This is a genomic window from Pseudomonas japonica, assembly GCF_900188455.1.
Taxonomy (GTDB): Bacteria; Pseudomonadota; Gammaproteobacteria; order Pseudomonadales; family Pseudomonadaceae; genus Aquipseudomonas; species Aquipseudomonas japonica.
Genome location: NZ_FZOL01000019.1, coordinates 120,539 through 142,515, shown reverse-complemented (window position 1 = coordinate 142,515; position 21,977 = coordinate 120,539). Strand labels below are relative to the sequence as shown.

General features: G+C 64.1%; 25 protein-coding genes. 18 read left to right on the top strand and 7 right to left on the bottom strand.

Annotated features, from left to right (window positions below; all coding sequences use genetic code 11):
- Position 1 precedes the first annotated feature (1 nt).
- On the top strand, positions 2–313 hold the full coding sequence (locus CHB99_RS21505; RefSeq protein WP_042122114.1) for a YqfO family protein: 312 nt from the start codon (positions 2–4) through the stop codon (positions 311–313).
- 135 nt (positions 314–448) lie between these two features.
- On the opposite strand, the gene CHB99_RS21500 is transcribed toward CHB99_RS21505, so the two are convergent.
- Both CHB99_RS21500 and CHB99_RS21495 read right to left on the bottom strand, forming a co-directional pair.
- Entirely contained in the window at positions 449–1,009 is a 561-nt protein-coding gene (locus tag CHB99_RS21500) for a L,D-transpeptidase family protein (protein ID WP_042122112.1), read from the bottom strand.
- Between the two features lie 25 nt (positions 1,010–1,034).
- Complete coding sequence (locus CHB99_RS21495) at positions 1,035–1,595, bottom strand: NUDIX hydrolase (protein ID WP_042122110.1); 561 nt, start codon at positions 1,593–1,595, stop codon at positions 1,035–1,037.
- A gap of 101 nt (positions 1,596–1,696) precedes the next feature.
- Between CHB99_RS21495 and CHB99_RS21490 the strand changes: the two genes are divergently transcribed.
- From CHB99_RS21490 to purT, 5 genes are all read left to right on the top strand, one after another.
- The gene (locus tag CHB99_RS21490) at positions 1,697–2,326 is read left to right on the top strand and encodes a CoA pyrophosphatase (RefSeq protein WP_281177099.1); all 630 of its coding nucleotides are present in this window, start codon (positions 1,697–1,699) and stop codon (positions 2,324–2,326) included.
- A 43-nt stretch (positions 2,327–2,369) separates the two neighbouring features.
- Positions 2,370–2,894, top strand: coding sequence for a gamma carbonic anhydrase family protein (locus CHB99_RS21485; protein ID WP_042122105.1), 525 nt, complete (start codon positions 2,370–2,372; stop codon positions 2,892–2,894).
- Entirely contained in the window at positions 2,894–3,100 is a 207-nt protein-coding gene (locus tag CHB99_RS21480; RefSeq protein WP_042122103.1) for a DUF1289 domain-containing protein, read from the top strand. Before CHB99_RS21485 ends, CHB99_RS21480 begins: the two co-directional genes overlap by 1 nt.
- A 64-nt stretch (positions 3,101–3,164) precedes the next feature.
- Positions 3,165–3,632, top strand: coding sequence for a 7-cyano-7-deazaguanine/7-aminomethyl-7-deazaguanine transporter (locus tag CHB99_RS21475; protein WP_042122101.1), 468 nt, complete (start codon positions 3,165–3,167; stop codon positions 3,630–3,632).
- Between the two features lie 152 nt (positions 3,633–3,784).
- Positions 3,785–4,966, top strand: coding sequence for a formate-dependent phosphoribosylglycinamide formyltransferase (purT, locus tag CHB99_RS21470; RefSeq protein ID WP_042122099.1), 1,182 nt, complete (start codon positions 3,785–3,787; stop codon positions 4,964–4,966).
- Between the two features lie 42 nt (positions 4,967–5,008).
- On the opposite strand, the gene CHB99_RS21465 is transcribed toward purT, so the two are convergent.
- The 3 genes from CHB99_RS21465 to CHB99_RS21455 all read right to left on the bottom strand — a co-directional run bounded on the left by CHB99_RS21465 (position 5,009) and on the right by CHB99_RS21455 (position 8,660).
- Positions 5,009–6,310, bottom strand: a complete 1,302-nt coding sequence (locus CHB99_RS21465; protein WP_042122097.1) for an MFS transporter — start codon at positions 6,308–6,310, stop codon at positions 5,009–5,011.
- 306 nt (positions 6,311–6,616) lie between these two features.
- Complete coding sequence (locus tag CHB99_RS21460; protein ID WP_042122094.1) at positions 6,617–7,837, bottom strand: transporter associated domain-containing protein; 1,221 nt, start codon at positions 7,835–7,837, stop codon at positions 6,617–6,619.
- A 10-nt stretch (positions 7,838–7,847) separates the two neighbouring features.
- Positions 7,848–8,660, bottom strand: coding sequence for a cytochrome C assembly family protein (locus CHB99_RS21455; protein WP_042122092.1), 813 nt, complete (start codon positions 8,658–8,660; stop codon positions 7,848–7,850).
- Between the two features lie 175 nt (positions 8,661–8,835).
- On the opposite strand from CHB99_RS21455, the gene ffh reads away from it, so the two are divergent.
- The 11 genes from ffh (at position 8,836) to CHB99_RS21400 (ending at position 19,014) form a co-directional block, all read left to right on the top strand.
- Complete coding sequence (gene ffh, locus CHB99_RS21450) at positions 8,836–10,212, top strand: signal recognition particle protein (RefSeq protein ID WP_042122090.1); 1,377 nt, start codon at positions 8,836–8,838, stop codon at positions 10,210–10,212.
- A 233-nt stretch (positions 10,213–10,445) separates the two neighbouring features.
- Positions 10,446–10,697 (top strand): 30S ribosomal protein S16, encoded by a 252-nt coding sequence (rpsP, locus tag CHB99_RS21445; protein WP_042122088.1) that lies wholly within the window; start codon positions 10,446–10,448, stop codon positions 10,695–10,697.
- 5 nt (positions 10,698–10,702) lie between these two features.
- The gene (gene rimM / locus CHB99_RS21440; protein WP_042122086.1) at positions 10,703–11,239 is read left to right on the top strand and encodes a ribosome maturation factor RimM; all 537 of its coding nucleotides are present in this window, start codon (positions 10,703–10,705) and stop codon (positions 11,237–11,239) included.
- 3 nt (positions 11,240–11,242) lie between these two features.
- Entirely contained in the window at positions 11,243–11,995 is a 753-nt protein-coding gene (trmD, locus tag CHB99_RS21435) for a tRNA (guanosine(37)-N1)-methyltransferase TrmD (RefSeq protein ID WP_042122084.1), read from the top strand.
- A gap of 41 nt (positions 11,996–12,036) precedes the next feature.
- The gene (gene rplS, locus CHB99_RS21430; RefSeq protein ID WP_042122082.1) at positions 12,037–12,387 is read left to right on the top strand and encodes a 50S ribosomal protein L19; all 351 of its coding nucleotides are present in this window, start codon (positions 12,037–12,039) and stop codon (positions 12,385–12,387) included.
- A 156-nt stretch (positions 12,388–12,543) separates the two neighbouring features.
- Positions 12,544–13,440 carry a site-specific tyrosine recombinase XerD gene (gene xerD / locus CHB99_RS21425; protein WP_042122080.1) on the top strand — a complete coding sequence of 299 codons (897 nt, stop codon included), beginning with the start codon at positions 12,544–12,546 and terminating at the stop codon, positions 13,438–13,440.
- Positions 13,441–13,579: 139 nt separating this feature from the next.
- Positions 13,580–14,311 (top strand): bifunctional protein-disulfide isomerase/oxidoreductase DsbC, encoded by a 732-nt coding sequence (gene dsbC / locus CHB99_RS21420; protein ID WP_042122079.1) that lies wholly within the window; start codon positions 13,580–13,582, stop codon positions 14,309–14,311.
- 81 nt (positions 14,312–14,392) lie between these two features.
- Entirely contained in the window at positions 14,393–15,697 is a 1,305-nt protein-coding gene (locus CHB99_RS21415; protein WP_042122077.1) for a homoserine dehydrogenase, read from the top strand.
- Between the two features lie 57 nt (positions 15,698–15,754).
- Positions 15,755–17,164, top strand: coding sequence for a threonine synthase (gene thrC, locus CHB99_RS21410; protein WP_042122075.1), 1,410 nt, complete (start codon positions 15,755–15,757; stop codon positions 17,162–17,164).
- A 175-nt stretch (positions 17,165–17,339) separates the two neighbouring features.
- Positions 17,340–18,560 (top strand): EAL domain-containing response regulator, encoded by a 1,221-nt coding sequence (locus CHB99_RS21405; protein ID WP_042122073.1) that lies wholly within the window; start codon positions 17,340–17,342, stop codon positions 18,558–18,560.
- A gap of 169 nt (positions 18,561–18,729) precedes the next feature.
- Entirely contained in the window at positions 18,730–19,014 is a 285-nt protein-coding gene (locus CHB99_RS21400) for a DUF3509 domain-containing protein (RefSeq protein ID WP_042122071.1), read from the top strand.
- A 158-nt stretch (positions 19,015–19,172) separates the two neighbouring features.
- Here the strand turns inward: CHB99_RS21400 and CHB99_RS21395 are convergent, their stop codons facing one another.
- Positions 19,173–19,982 (bottom strand): TIGR02285 family protein, encoded by an 810-nt coding sequence (locus CHB99_RS21395; protein ID WP_167335839.1) that lies wholly within the window; start codon positions 19,980–19,982, stop codon positions 19,173–19,175.
- A gap of 62 nt (positions 19,983–20,044) precedes the next feature.
- Entirely contained in the window at positions 20,045–21,244 is a 1,200-nt protein-coding gene (locus CHB99_RS21390; RefSeq protein ID WP_042122067.1) for a CaiB/BaiF CoA transferase family protein, read from the bottom strand.
- 152 nt (positions 21,245–21,396) lie between these two features.
- Here CHB99_RS21390 and CHB99_RS21385 point away from each other — a divergent pair, with 152 nt between their 5' ends.
- Positions 21,397–21,939, top strand: a complete 543-nt coding sequence (locus CHB99_RS21385; protein ID WP_042122065.1) for a YaeQ family protein — start codon at positions 21,397–21,399, stop codon at positions 21,937–21,939.
- Positions 21,940–21,977 lie beyond the last annotated feature (38 nt).

Here is a 21,977-nt window from a genome sequence, read left to right as displayed (position 1 = left end):
GTTGTACAAACTCGCGTTCTTCGTCCCGCCAAGCCACGTCGACACGGTCAAGCAGGCCGTGTTCGCCGCGGGCGGCGGGCGCATCGGCGACTACGACTGCTGTGCCTGGCAGGTGCTGGGCCAGGGTCAGTTCCGCCCGCTGGACGGCGCAACGCCGTTCATCGGGCAGAGCGGTGTCATCGAGTCGGTGGAGGAGTGGCGGGTGGAACTGGTGGTGGCGGACGAACTGATTCATCAGGTCGTTGCGGCGCTGAAGCAGAGCCATCCGTATGAAACCCCAGCTTATGAGGCCTGGAAGCTCGCTGATATCTGACGGGCTTGCGCGATTCTCGTAGGAGCGCGGCTTGCCCGCGAAAGGATCGCACAGCGATCCCAATCCGCTAATCGGGCATGGGGACCGCGTTGCGGTCCTTTCGCGGGCAAGCCACGCTCCTACGGGAGTGGGCGGTCAGGGGCGGATCTCGATCATCGTCCCGTCCTTCACCAGCCGCCAGACTTCCCGCATGTCTTCATTGCGCATGGCAATGCAGCCTTCGGTCCAGTCCAGGGTATGGAACACCTCTTCCGGATATTCGTCCCCCAGCGGCGTGCCGTGGACCATGATCATCCCGCCCGGGCTCACCCCGTCGCGCCGGGCCTTGGCCGCATCGCTGACATTCGGGTACGACACATGGATCGCCAGGTTGTAGCGGTCCGACACCTTGCGCCAGTCCAGCCAGTAGAAGCCTTCCGGGGTGCGCTTGTCGCCCTCGCGTTCCTTGGCGCCCACGGGTTTCTTGCCGAGGGAGATGCGGTAGGTCTTCAGCGGTTCGCCGGCGCTGATCAGTTGCAGGCGGCGTTGCGACTTGATCACCAGGACCTTGTCGATGCGTTCCATCGACGGTTTGAGGTCGACCGGGGACGCGGTGGGGGCATCCTGGACGGCGGGTTTCCTGATGATCGTTTCGGTAAAGGCGGCCTGGGACACCGAAGCCACACTGAGGCAGAAAAGAGCGAGCAACCAGCGCATTGAACGGTATCCCCGAAAAGCGGTTTCACGAATCGATAGTAGGTGGCGGGGCGAAAGAGGGCGGCAGGCAGTCGTTGCGCACCGGGTAGTGCTGCTTTTCGCGGTCCCGATAGTAGCATTCTAGTGTGACGCGCACGGTGCGGAAAGCCAGCTCGTCCCACGGGATCTCATGTTCCTCGAACAAGCGGACTTCCAGGCTCTCGACACCGACGTCGAAATCGAGGTCGGCCAGTTCGCCGCGGAAGAACACGTGGACCTGGTTGATATGGGGCAGGTCGTAGAGGTGGTAGAGCGTCAGCGTCTGCAGGCGGGCGCAGGCTTCCTCCACGGTTTCCCGGCGCGCTGCCTGTTCCATGGTCTCGCCGTTCTCCATGAAGCCGGCGGGCAGGGTCCAGTAACCCCGGCGCGGCTCGATGGCACGGCGACAGAGCAGGACCTTGCTGCCATGGCTGGGCAGCACGCCGGCGACGATATTGGGATTCTGGTAATGGATGGTCTGACAGTGATCGCAGACATAGCGCAGACGGGAATCGCCGTCGGGAATGCGCTGGGTGACCGCCTTGCCGCACGCGCTGCAGTATTTCATGCTTATCTTCCTGAGAGTTGCCGCTATCTTCGCGCCCCATTCGCGCCCGCCGCAAGTGCGATCAACCGTGGGGGTTGGGCGTAGCGCGGCTTTGGTGCATGATGCAGAACGTTACCGAAACGAGAGAGACCATGCTGGACGAGCTTCTTCGCCGTGTGAGCAGTCACACCCCGAGCACTCTGGAGACCGACCGACGTTTTCCCGAGGCCGCGGTGTTGTTGCCCATCACCCGCAGCGAAGACCCCGAGCTGGTCCTGACCCTGCGCGCCAAGGGCCTGTCTACCCACGGCGGCGAGGTGGCCTTTCCCGGCGGGCGGCGTGACCCGGAAGACCCGGACCTGGTGTTCACCGCGTTGCGCGAAGCCGAAGAGGAAATCGGTCTGCCGCCTGGCCTGGTGGAAGTCATCGGCCCGCTGAGTCCACTGGTTTCGCTGCATGGCCTGAAGGTCACGCCCTACGTCGGGCTGATTCCCGACTACGTCGAGTACCGGCCCAACGATGCCGAGATCGCCGCGGTCTTCAGCGTGCCGCTGGAGTTCTTCCGCCAGGACCCGCGCGACCACACCCACCGTATCGATTACCAGGGCCGCAGTTGGTACGTGCCGAGCTACCGCTTCGGCGAATACAAGATCTGGGGCCTGTCGGCGATCATGATCGTCGAGCTGGTCAACCTGCTCTACGATGCGAAAATCAGCCTGCACCAGCCCCCTGAACGCTTCACTCCAATCTGACGAGCGGGACCACCCGCCGCGCATCCACCGTGAGGATCCACGCATGAAATACCGTCTGGGCGACCTGCGGGTCGAAACCCACCCGCAAAGCTGGGTGGCGCCCAATGCCACGCTGATCGGCAAGGTGCGCCTGCAGGCGGGGGCCAATGTCTGGTTCAACGCGGTGCTGCGTGGTGACAACGAGCTGATCGACATCGGCGAGAACAGCAACGTCCAGGACGGCACGGTGATGCATACCGATATGGGTTCGCCGCTGACCATCGGCAAGGGCGTGACCATCGGCCACAACGCCATGCTCCACGGCTGCACGGTGGACGACTACAGCCTGATCGGCATCAACGCGGTGATTCTCAACGGCGCGAAGATCGGCAAGCATTGCATCATCGGCGCCAATGCGCTGATCCCGGAAGGCAAGGAAATCCCCGATGGTTCGCTGGTGATGGGGGCGCCGGGCAAGGTGGTGCGCGAACTGAGCGACGCGCAGAAGCAACTGCTGGAGGCCAGCGCCGCCCACTACGTGCACAACGCCCAGCGCTACGCCCGCGACCTGGTCGCCGAGGACGAGTGATGAGCAACACGGAAAAACCGGTCGCCTCGCCCTGCGTCAGCGTCTGCGCGCTGGACGACCACGACATCTGCATCGGTTGCCAGCGCACGGCCGGCGAAATCACCCGCTGGGGGCGCATGGACAACGCCGAGCGCCGCCGGGTGCTTACCCTGTGCCATGAGCGTGCCCTGGCCGCCGGCCTGATCTTCGGCCAGACCGCCAGCTGACGTCGGACTTGGCCGCGCGGGGGCTGTGCAGTACCCTGTGCGGCTTGTCCATCGGTCGCCGTCCATGTTCTTTCTCATCGCCTATATCAGCAGCGTGGTGCTGATCAACTACGCCTTCTCCAGTGCACCGCACCTGGATGTCATCTGGTCCGCCTGGGGCGGTCTGGTGTTCGTCCTGCGCGACATGGTGCAGACCCGCTTCGGCCATGGCGCGCTGGTCGCCATGCTGGTGGCGCTGGTGCTGTCCTATGTCACCTCGGACCCGGCCATCGCCCTGGCCAGCGCCACCGCCTTCGCCGTGTCCGAGCTGATCGACTGGCTGGTGTTCAGCATCACCCGGCGACCGCTGCATGATCGCCTGTGGATCAGCTCGGCGCTGAGCATTCCCATCGATACCTTCATCTTCTTCGGCATGATCGGCGCCCTGACGCCGGCCGTGGTCGGCACCGCGCTGGCCTCGAAGTTCGCCGGAGTCACGGCCGTGTGGCTGGCGATGGCCTGGCGCGTGCGCAAGAACGCGGTCGCCCCGTAGGAGCTGGCTTGCCTGCGAAGGACCGCGCAGGCAAGCCAGCTCCTACAAGGGGAGGTAGCTCCCACTAGGTCTGACCTCATGTAAAATACGCGCCTTTCGCTGGCCCGCACCGTGCTGGGGCGGTCCTGGATTTCTCCCGCTGAGGACCTGAGATGACTCGTATCGGAACCCCATTGTCGCCCACCGCGACCCGCGTACTGCTCTGTGGCTGCGGCGAACTGGGCAAGGAAGTGGTGATCGAGCTGCAACGCCTGGGCGTCGAAGTGATCGCCGTGGACCGTTACGCCAATGCCCCGGCCATGCAGGTCGCGCACCGCAGCCATGTGATCAACATGCTCGACGGCGCGGCACTGCGCGCGGTGATCGAGGCGGAGAAGCCGCATTACATCGTCCCGGAAATCGAAGCCATCGCCACCGCCACCCTGGTGGAGCTGGAAGCCGAAGGCTTCACCGTGGTGCCGACCGCCCGCGCCGCCCAGCTGACCATGAACCGCGAAGGCATCCGTCGCCTGGCCGCCGAGGAGCTGGAGCTGCCGACCTCGCCGTATCACTTCGCCGACACCTTCGAGGACTACCAGAAGGCCGCCCTGGACCTGGGCTTCCCGTGTGTGGTCAAGCCGGTGATGAGTTCGTCGGGCAAGGGCCAGAGCCTGCTGAAAAGCGCCGACGACCTGCAGAAAGCCTGGGACTACGCCCAGGAAGGCGGCCGCGCCGGCAAGGGGCGGGTGATCATCGAGGGCTTCATCGACTTCGACTATGAAATCACCCTGCTGACCGTTCGTCATATCGGCGGCACCACCTTCTGCGCACCGGTTGGCCATCGTCAGGAGAAGGGCGACTACCAGGAATCCTGGCAGCCACAGGCAATGAGTCCGGTGGCCCTGGCCGAGTCCGAGCGGGTGGCCAAGGCGGTCACCGAGGCCCTGGGGGGCCGTGGTCTGTTCGGCGTGGAACTGTTCGTCAAGGGCGATCAGGTCTGGTTCAGCGAAGTGTCGCCGCGTCCGCACGATACCGGCCTGGTGACCCTGATCTCCCAGGACCTGCCGCAGTTCGCCCTGCATGCACGGGCCATTCTCGGCCTGCCGATCCCGGCGATCCGCCAGTTCGGTCCGTCGGCCTCGGCGGTGATCCTGGTGGAAGGTACTTCGCAGCAGACCGCCTTCGACAACCTCGGTGCCGCCCTGGCCGAGCCGGATACCGCGCTGCGCCTGTTCGGCAAGCCGGAGGTCAACGGCCAGCGGCGCATGGGCGTGTGCCTGGCGCGCGACGAGTCGATCGAAGCGGCCCGGGCCAAGGCGACCCGCGCTTCGCAAGCGGTCAAGGTCGAGCTGTAAGCGCAAGCCGTCGGGCGGCCGCAAAGGCCGCCCGATCTGCTTTCACAGGTCCGCGTGCCGGGTTTCCTTCAGGCACAGCACGGCGATCAGGCTCAGCAGGGCCGCCACCGAGACATAACCTCCCACCCAGCTCAGCCCACCCATCAGCACCAGCTTCTGCGCGAAGAAGGGTGCCGCCGAGGCACCGACGATACCGCCCAGGTTGTACGCCGCCGAGGCCCCGGTGTAGCGCACGTGGGTCGGGAACAGCTCCGGCAGCAGCGCGCCCATCGGGGCGAAGGTCACGCCCATGAGGAACAGCTCGATGGCCAGGAACAGCGCCACCCCGGCGGTGGACCCCGAGGTCAGCAGCGGCTGCATGGTGAAGCCCGAGGCAATGGCCAGCAGGGCGCCGACGATCAGTACCGGCTTGCGTCCGTAGTGGTCGCTGAGCCAGGCCGACAGCGGCGTGGCCAGGGCCATGAAGAGCACGGCGAAGCACAGCAGGCCGAGGAAGGTCTCGCGGGTGTAGCCCAGTGTCGACACGCCGTAGCTCAGGGAAAACACCGTGGAGATGTAGAACAGCGCGTAGCACACCACCATCGCCATGGCCCCGAGCAGGACCGGCAGCCAGTACTGGGCGAACAGCTCGACCACCGGCATCTTCACCCGTTCGTGACGGGCGATGGCCTTGGCGAACACCGGTGTTTCCTCAAGCTTCAGGCGCACGTACAGGCCGACGATGACCAGCGCGGCGCTGAGCAGGAAGGGAATGCGCCAGCCCCAGGCGCGGAAGTCCTCATCGCTGAGCAGCATGGCCAGGGCGAGGAACAGGCCGTTGGCGGCGAGAAAGCCGATGGACGGGCCGAGTTGCGGGAACATGCCGAACCAGGCGCGCTTGCCCTTGGGCGCGTTTTCGGTGGCCAGCAGCGCGGCACCGCCCCATTCGCCGCCCAGCCCCAGGCCCTGGCCGAAGCGCAGGACGCAGAGCAGGATCGGCGCCCAGACACCGATGCTGTCGTGTCCCGGCAACACGCCGATCAGGGTGGTACAGACGCCCATCAGCAGCAGCGAGGCAACCAGGGTCGACTTGCGCCCGATGCGGTCGCCGAAGTGGCCGAACAGCGCCGAGCCCAGCGGGCGGGCGAGAAAGGCGATACCGAAGGTGAGGAAGGCCGAGAGCATCTGCGCGGTGCCGGAGGTCTGCGGAAAGAACACCGGACCGATCACCAGTGCCGCGGCGGTGGCGTAGACGTAGAAATCGTAGAACTCGATGGCGGTGCCGATGAAGCTGGCGGTGGCGACGCGGGCTGGCGAATTGCCGGGCGGCGCGGCGTCTGTCTCGTTGTAGGTGCTGCTGGTCATGCGGTGTACCCCTGACAGTCGAGAGCTCTTCTGGCGACCCTGCACGGAGGGCAGTGGGGCCGGAGCATTGTTTTCATTGGAATGACTCGCAGTCGCCGAGCATACGCCCTGTGGGGATGAGGGCGGGCGCGGGCACTGTTCGGGGTGTGAAGCAGTACCGCTTGGGCGCGCGATGCGGGCGATGCGCACTGGCCGAAGCGCCGGATGCGGGTAGCGGAGGCGATGGCAGGGCTGGGTAAGCGTGGGGCGAGTATAGCCACATTCGATACTGAATGTGTCTATCTCGGGGGCTGGCGGTGGGGCGGATCAGGCGGCCGGCGGGCGCGCCACAATCCAGACCAGGATGCGGCTGGCACGGTTGTCCTCGGTTTCGAGGATCTCCAGGCGATAGCGGCCGATCTTCAGGCACACCGCGCTGTCGGGGATGCTTTCCAGGGCCTCGGTGACCAGGCCGTTGAGGGTCTTCGGGCCATCGCTGGGCAGATGCCAGCCGAGGCAGCGATTCAGCTCGCGGATCGCGATGGCACCCTCGATCACATAGCGCCCGTCGTCCTGCGGGTGGATATGCGGGTTGTCCTGGTTGTCCTGTTCTTCGAACTCGCCGACGATTTCTTCGAGGATGTCTTCCAGGGTGACGATGCCCTGCACCTCACCGTATTCGTCGACGACGATGCCCATGCGCCGTTGCTGCTTGTGGAAATTCAGCAGTTGCAGCTGCAGCGGCGTGCTTTCCGGAACGAAGTACGGTTCGTAGCAGGCGGCCAGCAGGCTTTCGCGGGTCAGCTCGGCCTTGGGCAGCAGATGGGCGACATGACGAATGTTGAGCACCGCCTGGACCTGGTTGATGTCGCTGTGGAACACCGGCAGGCGCGTGTGCTCGCAGGCCTTGAGCTGCTCGATGATGGCCTCGATCGACTCGTCGAGGTTGACCCCGTCCACTTCGCTGCGCGGCACCAGGATGTGATTGACGTTGATCTTCTCCAGGGCCATGAGGCTGGCGGGCAGGGTATGTGCGCCGGGCGTGTCGTCGTCCTGCTGGTGATCCTCGGTGTCCTCGGCGTCGTGCTCATGGTGTTTGACCACCGCCGGCTTGACGGCGAAGGGCCGCACGATCAGCCGGGCGATGCCGTCCAGCAGGCAGGCCAGCGGCTGCAGCAGGCGCAGCGGCACCCGGAGGATCACGCCGAGGCCGATGAATGCCTCGGGATTGCGTCGGGCCAGTTGCCGGGGCAGGTACTCGGCGCAGATCAGCAGCAGCACGGTCGCCCCCAGGCAGCCCAGCCAGAAACCGCTTTCGCCCTGGCAGCGCAGGCCGGCGAGGGCGGCGAGGGTGAGCACCAGCAGCTTGCCGAGACTGGCGGCCAGGACCAGCGCCTGCGCCGGAATGCCATCGAGGGCTGGGGCATTGCCGCTGCGTCGGGCGCTGGCCAGGCGCTGGCGCGCGGCGTCGACGGCAGTGAACAGTGCCGACCACAACAGGGCCAGGGCCAGGAGCCCGAGCAGCGGAGTCAGCGGCAGAGTGTTCATCGGTCGCTCATCAGATGTGCAGGATGAATTCGCGTACCAGCTTGCTGCCGAAGTACGCCAGCATCAGCAGGCAGAAGCCGGCCAGGGTCCAGCGGATTGCCTTGTGTCCGCGCCAGCCGAGGCGGGTGCGGCCCCACAGCAGCACGCTGAACACCACCCAGGCGACGCAGGCCAGAAGGGTCTTGTGCACCAGGTGCTGGGCGAACAGGTTGTCGAGGAACAGCCAGCCGGAAATCAGCGACAGCGAGAGCAGGCCCCAGCCGGCCCAGAGGAAACCGAACAGCAGGCTTTCCATGGTCTGCAGCGGCGGGAAATTGCGGATCAGGCCCGACGGGTGCTTGTGCTTGAGCTGGTGATCCTGCACCAGCAGCAACAGCGCCTGGAACACCGCGATGGTGAACAGGCCGTAGGCCAGGATCGACAGCAGGATATGGGCGAGGATGCCCGGTTGCTCGTTGATCAGCGGTACCGTGCCGGACGGCGCGAACTGGGCGATCAGCGCTGTCAGCAGGCCGAGCGGGAACAGCAGCAGGAGCAGGTTCTCCACCGGGCTGCGCAGGCAGGCGAGCAGGGTGATGGCGATCACCGCGGTGGCGATCAGGCTGGCGGCGCTGAAGAAGTCCAGGCTCAGGCCCAGGGGCGTGAGCAACTGCCAGAACAGTGCGCTGCCCTGGGCGACGACCGCCAGGGCTCCCAGCAGGCCGAGCAGCCGTTTGTCGGCCTTGACGCCGCGGGACAGGCCGATGGCTTGGAGGGTGAACGCGGCGGCGTACAGGCAGGCGGCGATCAGGTTGGGTAGCAAGCTGGGTGACAAGGGGAGCATAAGTCCTGTTAGGCAAGCCCGAAAGCCGATGAGTTTGGCATAGAACGTCGCCCCCTAGGAAGACTGCGCGCCGACGGCATGGTGTGCGCTGGCGCCAGTCTTCGTTATAATCGCGCCCCTGCCCGCGCCCCTGGGCTGGCTAAACCCCGGTTCTACAGAGCCTGAAAGGATCCCCATGTTTGAAAACCTGACCGATCGTCTGTCACAGACGCTGCGCCATGTCACCGGCAAGGCCAAGCTGAATGAAGACAACATCAAAGACACCCTGCGCGAAGTGCGCATGGCGTTGCTCGAAGCCGACGTCGCCCTGCCGGTGGTCAAGGACTTCGTCAACAAGGTCAAGGAACGTGCGGTCGGTACCGAGGTTTCCCGCAGCCTGACCCCGGGCCAGGCGTTCGTGAAGATCGTCCAGGCCGAGCTCGAAGAACTGATGGGCGCGGCCAACGAAGACCTGAGCCTGAACGCAGCACCGCCCGCCGTGGTGCTGATGGCCGGTCTGCAGGGTGCGGGTAAAACCACGACTGCCGGCAAGCTGGCGCGCTTCCTCAAGGAACGCAAGAAGAAGACCGTCATGGTCGTCTCCGCCGACGTCTACCGCCCGGCGGCGATCAAGCAGCTGGAAACCCTGGCCAACGACATCGGCGTGACCTTCTTCCCGTCCGACATCAGCCAGAAGCCGGTGGCCATCGCCGAAGCGGCGATTCGCGAAGCCAAGCTGAAATTCATCGACGTGGTCATCGTCGACACCGCCGGTCGCCTGCACGTCGACGCGGAAATGATGACCGAGATCAAGGACCTGCACGCAGCGGTCAAGCCGATCGAGACGCTGTTCGTGGTCGACGCCATGACCGGCCAGGACGCCGCCAACACCGCCAAGGCCTTCGGCGACGCACTGCCGTTGACCGGTGTGGTGCTGACCAAGGTCGACGGCGACGCCCGTGGCGGTGCCGCGCTGTCGGTACGCGCCATCACCGGCAAGCCGATCAAGTTCATTGGCATGGGTGAGAAGACCGAGGCCCTGGAGCCGTTCCACCCGGACCGTATCGCCTCGCGCATCCTCGGCATGGGCGATGTGCTCAGCCTGATCGAGCAGGCCGAGCAGAACATCGACAAGGCCAAGGCCGACAAACTGGCCAAGAAGCTGAAGAAGGGCAAGGGCTTCGACCTCGAAGACTTCCGCGACCAGCTGCAACAGATGAAGAACATGGGCGGCCTCGGCGGCCTGATGGACAAGCTGCCGAGCATCGGCGGGGTCAACCTGGCGCAGATGGGCAACGCCCAGGGCGCGGCCGAGAAGCAGTTCAAGCAGATGGAGGCGATCATCAACTCCATGACCCCGGCCGAGCGTCGTGACCCTGACCTGATCAGCGGCTCGCGCAAGCGCCGCATCGCCCTCGGTTCCGGCACCCAGGTGCAGGACATCGGTCGCCTGATCAAACAGCACAAGCAGATGCAGAAAATGATGAAGAAGTTTTCTGCCAAGGGTGGCATGGCCAAGATGATGCGCGGCCTCGGCGGCATGATGCCCGGCGGCGGCATGCCCAAGCTTTAAACCCGATTCCGGGGTGGTGGCGCCTGCGTCACCACCCTCGAAACCCGCCTCGGCGGGAAAATCGCTGCCTTATATAGGGCAGCCTCATTGCAGATCCGTATGACAGACAGGCAGTTGCCAGAAAAAAGGCATTTGCAAAAGTCCGTGTATTCCCCGAGAATATGCGGCCTTTCGGGCACCCGTGCCCGTTTGGCCTATAGATTTGCAGCACCGACTACAGGAACGATGTTCACATGGTAACCATCCGTCTTGCCCGTGGCGGCTCCAAAAAGCGCCCATTCTACCACCTCACCGTGACCAACAGCCGCAACGCGCGCGATGGTCGTTTCGTTGAGCGTATCGGCTTCTTCAACCCGATTGCTTCGGGCGCAGAAGTCAAACTGTCCGTAAACCAAGAGCGCGCCACCTACTGGCTGGCTCAAGGTGCACAGCCGTCTGAGCGTGTTGCTCAGCTGCTGAAGGAAGCTGCCAAGGCTGCTGCCTGAGCAATATGAACGCGACGCCAGAAAATGCGGACGACCTGATCGTCGTCGGCAAGATTTTTTCGGTACACGGCGTTCGCGGCGAGGTGAAGGTGTTTTCCTTTACCGATCCGATCGACAACCTGTTGCAGTACCGCCACTGGACGCTTCGGCGCGAAGGCGTGGTCAAGCAGGTAGAGCTGGTCAAGGGCCGATCCGGTCAAAAGGATCTGGTCGCCAAGCTCAAGGGGCTCGACGATCGCGATGAAGCTCGTCTTCTGAGCGGTTATGAGATCTGTATCTCACGAAGCCTTTTGCCCAACCTGGCCAACGACGAGTACTACTGGTACCAGCTCGTGGGCCTGAGTGTCATCAACCAGGACGGACATCTGTTCGGCAAGGTTGATCACCTGTTGGAGACCGGCGCGAACGATGTAATGGTGGTCAAGCCCTGTGCTGGCAGCCTGGATGATCGTGAACGGCTATTGCCTTATACCCGGCAATGCGTGTTGGCAATCGACCTGGCGGCAAGCGAAATGAGGGTCGAGTGGGACGCGGATTTCTAAGCAATGGCCAGCCTGCGCGTAGACGTCATCACGTTGTTCCCCGAGATGTTCTCGGCTATCAGTGAGTACGGCATTACCAGCCGAGCGGTGAAACAGGGGTTGTTGCAACTGACCTGCTGGAACCCGCGGGACTACACCACGGATCGACACCATACGGTGGATGATCGGCCTTTTGGCGGTGGTCCGGGCATGGTGATGAAGATCAAGCCTCTGGAAGACGCCCTGGTCCAGGCCAGGCAGGCAACCGGAGGAGCGGCGAAGGTGATCTACCTCTCGCCCCAAGGCCGCAAGCTGACTCAGTCGGCGGTCAAGGAACTGGCGATGCATGAATCGTTGATTCTGATAGCCGGTCGTTACGAAGGCATCGACGAGCGTTTCATTGAAACTCATGTCGATGAAGAGTGGTCGATTGGCGACTATGTACTGTCTGGCGGCGAGCTGCCGGCGATGGTCCTGATCGATGCGGTTACACGGCTGCTGCCCGGAGCTTTAGGGCATGTGGACTCGGCGGAAGAGGATTCCTTCACCGACGGTCTGCTGGATTGCCCGCACTACACCCGACCTGAGGTGTATGCGGATCAGCGTGTTCCCGACGTGTTGCTTAGTGGCAACCATGCACACATCCGGCGTTGGCGTTTACAGCAGTCCCTTGGGCGGACCTGGGAACGACGCGCCGATCTTCTGGAAAGTCGCTCACTTTCTGGAGAAGAGAAGAAGCTGCTCGACGAGTACATTCGCGAGCGGGACGATAGTTAACGTATCGATGGTAAATCCGAGATTTGCCTTAGGAGCACAAGATGACCAACAAAATCATTCAGCAGATCGAAGCTGAGCAGATGAGCAAAGAGATCCCGACCTTTGCCCCGGGCGACACCGTTGTCGTTCAGGTGAAAGTGAAGGAAGGCGACCGTTCCCGTCTGCAGGCGTTCGAAGGCGTTGTAATCGCCAAGCGCAACCGTGGTCTGAACAGCGCATTCACCGTTCGCAAAATCTCCAACGGTGTTGGCGTTGAGCGTACTTTCCAGACCTACAGCCCGCAGATCGACAGCCTGGCCGTGAAACGTCGTGGTGACGTGCGTAAAGCCAAGCTGTACTACCTGCGTGACCTGTCCGGTAAAGCAGCTCGCATCAAGGAAAAACTGGCCTGAGTCCAGTCCGACCTTTGCGAAAGAAAGGGCAGCCTACGGGCTGCCCTTTTTGTTTTTGCGTTACGCGGACCTTGTGGGGGCGGGTTCCCCTGATCCGCGGGGTTGTGGAAGACTAGCGGCATCCCGGCGCACCCAGCGCCCTGCTTTCGAGTTCCCATGCCTGCCATCGATCACCCACTGATCGACCAGTTTCTCGATGCCCTGTGGCTGGAGAAAGGTCTTTCCGACAATACCCGTGTCTCTTACCGCAGCGATCTGGCCTTGTTCAACGGCTGGCTGCAGGAGAAAGGCATCGCACTGCCTGACGCCGGTCGCGAGTTGATCCTCGATCACCTTGCCTGGCGCCTGGACAACGCCTACAAGCCGCGCTCCACGGCGCGCTTCCTGTCTGGGGCGCGTGGTTTCTATCGTTACCTGCTGCGGGAAAAACTGATCGCCGTCGATCCCACCCTGCAGGTGGAGATGCCGCAACTGGGCAGGCCCTTGCCCAAGTCCCTGTCGGAAGCCGATGTCGAAGCGCTGCTGCGCGCGCCGGACCTGAGCGAGGACATCGGCCAGCGTGACCGCGCCATGCTCGAAGTGCTCTACGCCTGCGGCCTGCGGGTGACCGAGCTGGTCAGCCTGACCCTCGACCAGATCAACCTGCGCCAGGGCGTGCTGCGGGTGATGGGCAAGGGCAGCAAGGAGCGCCTGGTGCCCATGGGCGAGGAGGCGGTGGTCTGGCTCGAACGCTACCTGCGCGACGGACGCAATGGCCTGCTCAACGGTCGCCCCAGCGATGTGCTGTTTCCCAGCCTGCGCGGCGAGGAGATGACGCGTCAGACCTTCTGGCATCGCATCAAGCATCACGCCAGGGTCGCGGGCATCGACAAGGCCTTGTCGCCGCACACCCTGCGCCACGCGTTCGCCACCCACCTGCTCAACCACGGTGCCGACCTGCGCGTGGTACAGATGCTGCTGGGGCACAGCGACCTGTCGACCACGCAGATCTATACCCATGTGGCCAAGGCCCGTCTGCAGGAGCTGCACGCCCGCCACCATCCACGCGGTTAGCGGCCTATTTGACGCTTCAAGGGGCCCGTTACCCCCCGATGAATGTGATAGTCTTCGGCAGTACACGTCCTGGGCCGGCGAAATCCCCGCGTTTTCAGCACGGGCGTCCCTAATCCGGTCCCATGTAAGGAGTTCCCCCATGCGTTTGATCCAGACCCTTGCGGCCGCCGCCCTGGCGCTGGTCACCTCGTTTGCCGTGGCCGACGATGCCGAACAGGCGATCCGCAAGACCCTGAAATCCCTGGAATCGGAAGTGCCGGTCGAGAGCATTTCCTCCAGCCCGCTCAACGGCCTCTACGAGGTCAAGCTGCAGGGCGGGCGTGTCCTGTACGCCAGTGCCGACGGCCAGTTCCTGGTCCAGGGCTACCTGTTCCAGATGCAGGACGGCAAGCCGGTCAACCTCACCGAGAAGACCGAACGACAGGCCATCGCCAAGACCATCAACGCCATTCCGGCCGCGGAAATGGTGGTTTATCCTGCCAAGGGCCCAGTCAAGTCGCACATCACGGTGTTCACCGACACCACCTGTCCGTACTGCCACAAGCTGCACGCCGAAGTGCCCGAGCTCAACCGCCTCGGCATCGAAGTGCGCTACGTCGCTTTCCCGCGCCAGGGCCTCGGCTCGCCGGGTGATGAGCAACTGCAGGCGGTCTGGTGCTCCAAGGACCGCAACGGCGCCCTGGACAAGATGATCGACGGCAAGGAAATCAAGGCCGCCAAGTGCGAGAACCCGGTTGGCAAGCAGTTCACCATGGGGCAGTCGATCGGTGTCAACGGCACGCCGGCCATCGTCCTCGAGGACGGCCAGGTGATCCCCGGCTACCAGCCGGCGCCGCAAGTGGCCAAGCTGGCCCTGGCCAGCAGCAAGTAATTCAATCAGCGGGCCGCCTTCATGGGGAGGCGGCCTTTTTCACGACCGGTCGTGCGCCGGTCGTTAAATGGGGAGTTCACAGTGAAACCGGTCAAAGTAGGCATCTGTGGGTTGGGGACCGTCGGTGGCGGAACCTTCAATGTTCTTAAGCGAAACGCCGAGGAAATCGCCCGTCGCGCCGGGCGTGGAATCGAAGTGGCACAGATTGCCATGCGTTCGCCCAACCCGAACTGCCAGATTACCGGTACCCCCATTACCGCTGACGTGTTCGAGGTGGCGAGCAACCCCGAGATCGATATTGTCATTGAACTGATTGGTGGCTATACCGTGGCCCGCGAGCTGGTGCTCAAGGCCATCGACAATGGCAAGCACGTGGTCACCGCGAACAAGGCACTGATCGCCGTGCACGGCAACGAGATCTTCGCCCGCGCCCGCGAGAAGGGCGTCATCGTCGCCTTCGAAGCCGCGGTGGCCGGCGGCATCCCGGTGATCAAGGCGATCCGCGAAGGCCTCTCGGCCAACCGCATCAACTGGGTCGCCGGCATCATCAACGGCACCGGCAACTTCATCCTCACCGAAATGCGCGAGAAAGGCCGCACCTTCCCTGACGTCCTGGCCGAAGCCCAGGCGCTGGGTTATGCCGAAGCCGACCCGACCTTCGACGTCGAAGGCATCGACGCCGCGCACAAGCTGACCATCCTCGCGTCCATCGCCTTCGGCATTCCGCTGCAGTTCGACAAGGCCTACACCGAGGGCATCACCCAGCTGACCACCGCCGACGTCAATTACGCCGAGGCCCTGGGCTACCGCATCAAGCACCTGGGCGTGGCCCGCAGCACCGCCGCCGGCATCGAGCTGCGCGTGCACCCGACCCTGATTCCGGCCGACCGCCTGATCGCCAACGTCAATGGCGTGATGAACGCGGTCATGGTCAACGGCGATGCCGCCGGCTCCACCCTGTTCTACGGTGCCGGTGCCGGCATGGAGCCGACCGCCTCGTCGGTGGTCGCCGACCTGGTGGATGTGGTCCGTGCGATGACCTCCGACCCGGAAAACCGCGTTCCGCACCTGGCCTTCCAGCCGGACTCGCTGTCCGCCCATCCGATCCTGCCGATCGAAGCCTGCGAAACCGCGTACTACCTGCGCATCCAGGCCAAGGACCACCCGGGCGTACTGGCCCAGGTGGCGAGCATCCTCTCCGAGCGCGGTATCAACATCGAATCGATCATGCAGAAGGACGTCGAAGAACAGGACGGCCTGGTACCGATGATCCTGCTGACCCACGAGGTGCAGGAACAGCGCATGAACGACGCGATCGTCGCCCTGGAAGCGTTGCAGGACGTGATCGGCAAGGTCGTGCGGATCCGCGTCGAACAACTCAATTAATTCCAGCCGCGAGTCGCGCGAGGCGTGCGGCTTGCGGCTCAAAGAAAGGTTTGTGTCATGCGCTATATCAGTACCCGCGGTCAGGCCCCGGCCCTGAATTTCGAAGACGTGCTGCTGGCTGGCCTGGCCAGCGACGGTGGCCTCTACGTACCGGAGAACCTGCCGCGCTTCACCCAGGAAGAGATCGCGTCCTGGGCCGGCCTGCCGTATCACGAGCTGGCGTTCCGGGTCATGCGCCCGTTCGTCACCGGCAGCATCGCCGATGCCGACTTCAAGAAGATCCTCGAAGAAACCTACGGCGAGTTCGCGCATGCCGCGGTCGCGCCGCTGCGTCAGTTGAACAGCAACGAATGGGTGCTGGAGCTGTTCCACGGCCCGACCCTGGCCTTCAAGGACTTCGCCCTGCAACTGCTCGGTCGCCTGCTCGACCACGTCCTGGCCAAGCGCGGCGAGCGCGTGGTGATCATGGGCGCCACCAGCGGTGACACCGGCTCCGCGGCCATCGAAGGTTGCCGCCGTTGCGACAACGTCGACATCTTCATCCTGCACCCGCACCAGCGCGTGTCGGAAGTTCAGCGCCGGCAGATGACCACCATCCTCGGCGAGAACATCCACAACATCGCCATCGAAGGCAACTTCGACGACTGCCAGGAGATGGTCAAGGCCAGCTTCGCCGACCAGGGCTTCCTCAAGGGCACCCGCCTGGTGGCGGTCAACTCGATCAACTGGGCGCGGATCATGGCCCAGATCGTCTACTACTTCCACGCGGCCCTGCAGCTCGGCGGTCCGGCCCGTTCCGTGGCGTTCTCGGTGCCGACCGGCAACTTCGGCGACATCTTCGCCGGCTACCTGGCGCGCAACATGGGCCTGCCGATCAGCCAACTGATCGTCGCGACCAACCGCAACGACATCCTGCACCGCTTCATGAGCGGCAACCAGTACGTCAAGGAAACCCTGCACGCGACCCTGTCGCCGTCCATGGACATCATGGTTTCGTCGAACTTCGAGCGCCTGCTGTTCGATCTGCACGGTCGCAACGGCGCGGCGATCGCCGAACTGATGGCGAACTTCAAGCAGGGCGGCGGCTTCAGCGTCGAGCAGGATCGCTGGACCGAGGCCCGCAAGCTGTTCGACTCGCTGGCCGTGGATGACGCGCAGACCTGCGAAACCATCGCCGACGTCTTCGCCCAGACCGGCGAAGTGCTGGACCCGCACACCGCGATCGGCGTCAAGGCCGCCCGTGAATGCCGCCGCAGCCTGGACATCCCGATGGTGGTGCTGGGCACCGCGCATCCGGTCAAGTTCCCCGATGCGGTGGAAAAGGCCGGTGTCGCCAAGACCCTGGAACTGCCGGCGCACCTGGCCGACCTGTTCTCGCGGGAAGAGCGCTGCACCGTTCTGGCCAACGACCTGGGCAAGGTCCAGGCATTCGTCGGTCAGCATGGCAATCGTGGCAAGCCGCTGTAAGCGATACCGGTAAAAAAGCCCGTCCTGCGTGACGGGCTTCTTATTTGCGGTCGGGCGCGGCGTGGGCGCTCTGGCAGCCATCGGAAATGGAAGCCCATCCTTCGGATTTGTCCTATAGGGAGGCCGGGAAGATTTCCCTAGAGTTGCGTCTTCGTGCCGTCACGGAGAACTGTCCATGCACTCGCTCAAGGTTCTTATCCTCGAAGACCATCCCTTCCAGCTCATGGCATTGCACCAGATGCTCAATGCCAATGGCGTGTTCGACGTGCTCGCGGCGGAGTCGGTGAGCTGTGCCATGCAGATGCTCGAACGCCGCGGGCCGGTGGATGTGGCCATCTGCGACCTGTACATGGATGGCCCCGACGGGCTGGCGATGATCCGCCATCTCGCCGAGAAACGCCTGGCCTCGGCCCTGGTCGTGCTCAGCGATGCCGAACCGGCCCTGCTCGACAACATCGCCGAACTCGCCCCGCAACTGGGCCTGCGCCTGCTTGGCTGTCTGCAGAAACCGGCCAGCGGCGCGATGCTGCACCGTCTGCTCGGCGAGTACCACGACAGCGCCAGCGAGCCCGTGGCCATCAGTGCCGCGCCGCAGATCATCGAGCTGGGCAGGCTTTCCCCCGAGCAACTGGCCCATTCGCGAGCGCAATGGAAAGTGAACTACCAACCCAGGCTCGACGCCGACGGCGCGTTGCTCGCGGTCGAGGCCTCGGTGCGCTGGCTGCATCCGACCCTCGGTTTGCTGGCATCCGGGCAGTTCTTCACGGTGATGCAGGGTGCCGGGCTGCTGGACATGCTGACCTGGCATGTACTGGACAAGGCACTGGCGGTCAGTGCGGCGATTCGCCTGGACGGCGACCGGCCACTGCCCATGGTGGTGAACGTAGCGCCGGCGCTGTTGCTCGGGGCGACCTTCGTCGACCGCCTGTTGGCGCTGCTGCGGCAGCACCGATTGCCTGCCGGGATCCTCACCCTGGCCGTGGATGAACGCCATTGCGGCCGCCTCGATGCTGTCCAGGTGCGGCAACTGGCCGCCCTGCGCCGATTGGGTTGCCGCCTGTGCCTCGACGGATTCGGGCGGGGTACGACCAACCTGCGGCAACTGTTCGATCTGCCGCTGAACGAACTGAAACTTGCCGCCGAATTCGTCCGCGCAATGGCCGAGGACGGCACCAGGGCGGCGGTGGTGGCGGCGGCGCTGATTCTTGCCCGGCGCTGCGAACTGGACGTGGTGGTGAACGACGTCGATACCCTGAGCGACTGGCAGGCCGTGCAGGGCCTGGGGCGACCGTTGGTGCAGGGTAATTTCCTCGCCAGGCCGATGTCCGGTGGTGAGCTGCTCAAATGGATCAGCGGCCGCGACGGCGCAAACCTGGGCCAGAAGGGCGTGGCTTGAGGGTTGGCGGCCTTTTGATATTGCTGCGTCAGCGCACATTCAATCTGTCATCTTTCCCGGGCATGCTCGCTTTGAACCCTTGGTGAAGGCCCCGTTTCGCCGAACTTTTCCGGCGTTGGCGGAGTCAGTCGAAGACCACTTGGTGCTAGCGAGGTGAACAGTGAACACGATGGAATCGGTCAGCTTGTTGCTCAATGAAGCATTGGCACCCTACCAGGTCGTTCTGGCGCCGTCGGGGAGTGGCGACTTCAGGTTGTCGCTGCGTGACGAGAATGGTTTCGACGTCCTGCAACGCAGCGCGCGTGCCAGCCAGTTGCAGGACCAGAGTCTGCTGGTAGATCTGGTGGATGGCCTGCGACGCGACCTGCGCATCGCCGAAGGGCGTTTGCAACCCTGTGTGATCGCGGCCTGGCAACATGCCCGGCAGGGTCGCGGTTTATCGGCTACCTTGTGAGGGGAACCTTCACCATCCATGGCAATCAGACATCCTACAGGCAGGCAGATGGCATTTTGCTCCGATGCTGACTGACTGCTTACACGCAAGGCCACCCGTGGCCTTCGTTTAACCCCGTTCGGGCTCCCCACCGTTCGGGGTTTCTTTTTGCCCGCGATTCAGGGGTGGTCGTCGTCGAAGAAATGCGCTGCGTCGTGCAGGTAGGTGTCGCGGGTCTGCTCATCGAGCCATGCGGCGTAGAGTGGCGGCAGCGCGTCCTGGCGCATCTGCAGCAGCAACTGGTTGACGTGGGCCACCGCCTCGCGCCCGAGCGGTGTATCGGAGCAGCCGACATGAATGAACTGATATTCGGCCATGCCCAGGATCGGATAGAAGGTCAGCGCCTCCACTGGCTGGCCCAGTTCCTGGGTCAGGTAGCGCACCTCGGGCCAGTAGCCCAGCAGCCATTTCAGCCGGCCCAGGCTCTGCATCTGCAGCAGGTTGCGGACGGCGTCGTTGCCGTAGTGCGGCGTGAGGTTGTCCGCCGGGGTGGCCTTGAGCAGGATATCCACCGGTGGGCTGTAGCTGCGTTCGGCGACCATGCCCAGGCGCGCGGTCTGGCTCGCCAGCAGCGCCTTGAGGTCGACCTTGCCGTCCACCAGGAACGGCTCGACCATCGGCGCGTCCTGCTTGCGCACGATCAGGCCGTTGCTCAGGGTGCCCATGCTCGGCAGCGAGAAATGGATGAAGTGCGCCCGCTCCGGGGTCCACAGCAGCGTCGCATCGCAGGTGAAGCTGGGTTCCTGGAGCATCTGCATGGCACGGGCGCGGTTGACGCGCATGATGCTGTGATCGTACTCGGGCATCTGCTCGATCAGCCGGACGAGCATCTGGTCCACCGCGCCCTGGCCTTTGCGCGTGCCTTCGAAAATGGTCAGCGGCGGCAGGTCACGCAGCAGCCAGATCAGTCGTTCCTTGGCCGACACCATGCTGGAGGTGCTCAGCAGTACGCCGAGCAGCAGCCCCAGGCCGGTGCCGCGCCAGAGCCGATTCAGATGGCACCCTGCTCGCGCAGGTCACTGATGGCCGCCGGGCTGTAGCCCAGTTCGCCAAGCAACTGATCGGTGTGCTCGCCCAGCTTCGGTCCGACCCACTCGCTGGAGCCCGGGGTGTCGGAGAGCTTGGGCACGATGCCGGGCATCTTGAACGGCTTGCCGTCCGGCAGCTTCGCCTGGAGGAACATCTCGCGGGCGAGGAATTGCGGGTCGGCGAACATGTCCTCGGCGCTGTAGATGCGGCTGGCCGGCACTTCGGCGTCGTTGAGGGTCTTCATCAGGCTGTCCAGCGGCACGCTGTTGGCCCAGCGGTCGATCACCCCGTACAGTTCGTCGCGGCGCAGGTCGCGGCCATCGTTGCTGGCCAGGCCCGGATCCTCGGCCAGGTCGGTGCGACCGATGGCGAGCATGAAGCGCTTGAAGATGGCATCGCCGTTGGCACCGATCTGCACATGCTTGCCGTCGGCGCTGGTATGGATGGAGGAGGGGGTGATGCCGGGCATGATGTTGCCGGTGCGCTCGCGGATGAAGCCGAACACGTCGAACTCCGGGACCATGCTTTCCATCATGGCGAAGATCGCCTCGTACAGCGCCACGTCGACCACCTGGCCTTCACCACCGTTGACCTCGCGATGACGCAGGGCCATCAGCGCGCCGATCACGCCCCACAGGGCGGCGATGGAGTCACCGATGGAAATCCCCGTGCGCACTGGCGGGCGGTCTTCGAAACCGGTGATGTAGCGCAGGCCGCCCATGGATTCACCGACCGCGCCGAAGCCCGGCTGGTCCTTCATCGGCCCGGTCTGGCCGAAGCCGGACAGGCGCACCATGACCAGCTTCGGGTTCAGCGCCTTGAGCACGTCCCAGCCGAGGCCGAGCTTTTCCAGGACGCCGGGGCGGAAGTTCTCGATGAGGATGTCGGCGTCGGCAAGCAGGCGCTTGAGGATCGCCATGCCTTCCGGGTGCTTGAGGTTGAGGGTCAGCGACTGTTTGTTGCGGGCCTGGACGAACCACCACAGCGAGGTGCCCTCGTACAGCTTGCGCCATTTGCGCAGCGGATCGCCGCCGTCCGGTGATTCGACCTTGACCACCTGCGCGCCGAACTCGGCGCAGATGCGCGAAGCGAAGGGGCCGGCGATCAGGGTTCCGAGTTCGACGACCTTGAGACCGGCGAGGGGTTTGCTGGGCAGCGACATGGGGTATCCGTGGCAGGTGGGCAGTGCGCTCGTTTTTATCACAGGGTGAAAGGCTCAGATACTGTTGTAGCGCATGATTGTGGCAGCGCGTCGTCGATTGCCGCCGCATCGGGTAGACTGGGCAACTTTTCCGATACCAGAAGCCCGCCCCCATGGCCCAGCCGTCCACCACCTACAAATTCGAACTGAACCTCACCGACCTCGACCGCGGCGTGTACGAAAGCGTCAAGCAGACCATCGCCCGTCATCCTTCGGAAACCGAGGAGCGCATGGCCGTGCGCCTGCTGGCCTACGCCCTCTGGTACAACGAGAACCTGTCGTTCGGTCGTGGTCTGTCGGATGTCGACGAGGCCGCGCTGTGGGAAAAGAGCCTGGATGACCGCATCCTGCACTGGATCGAAGTCGGTCAGCCGGACGCCGAGCGCCTGACCTGGTGCTCGCGTCGCACCGAGCGCACCAGCCTGCTGGCCTACGGCAGCCTGCGGGTCTGGCAGAACAAGGTGGTGGACGCGGTGAAGGGCCTGAAGAACCTGAACATCGCCGCGGTGCCCCAGGATGTCCTGGAAACCCTGGCCACCGACATGCCGCGTTCGATCAAGTGGGACGTGATGATCAGCGAAGGCACGGTCTTCGTCACCGACGACCGCGGCCAGCACGAAGTGCAACTGGAGTGGTTGCTGGGCGAGCGCGGCTGAGCCGCCTGCGTCCCTCTCGTTTTTATCAGGAAGCCATA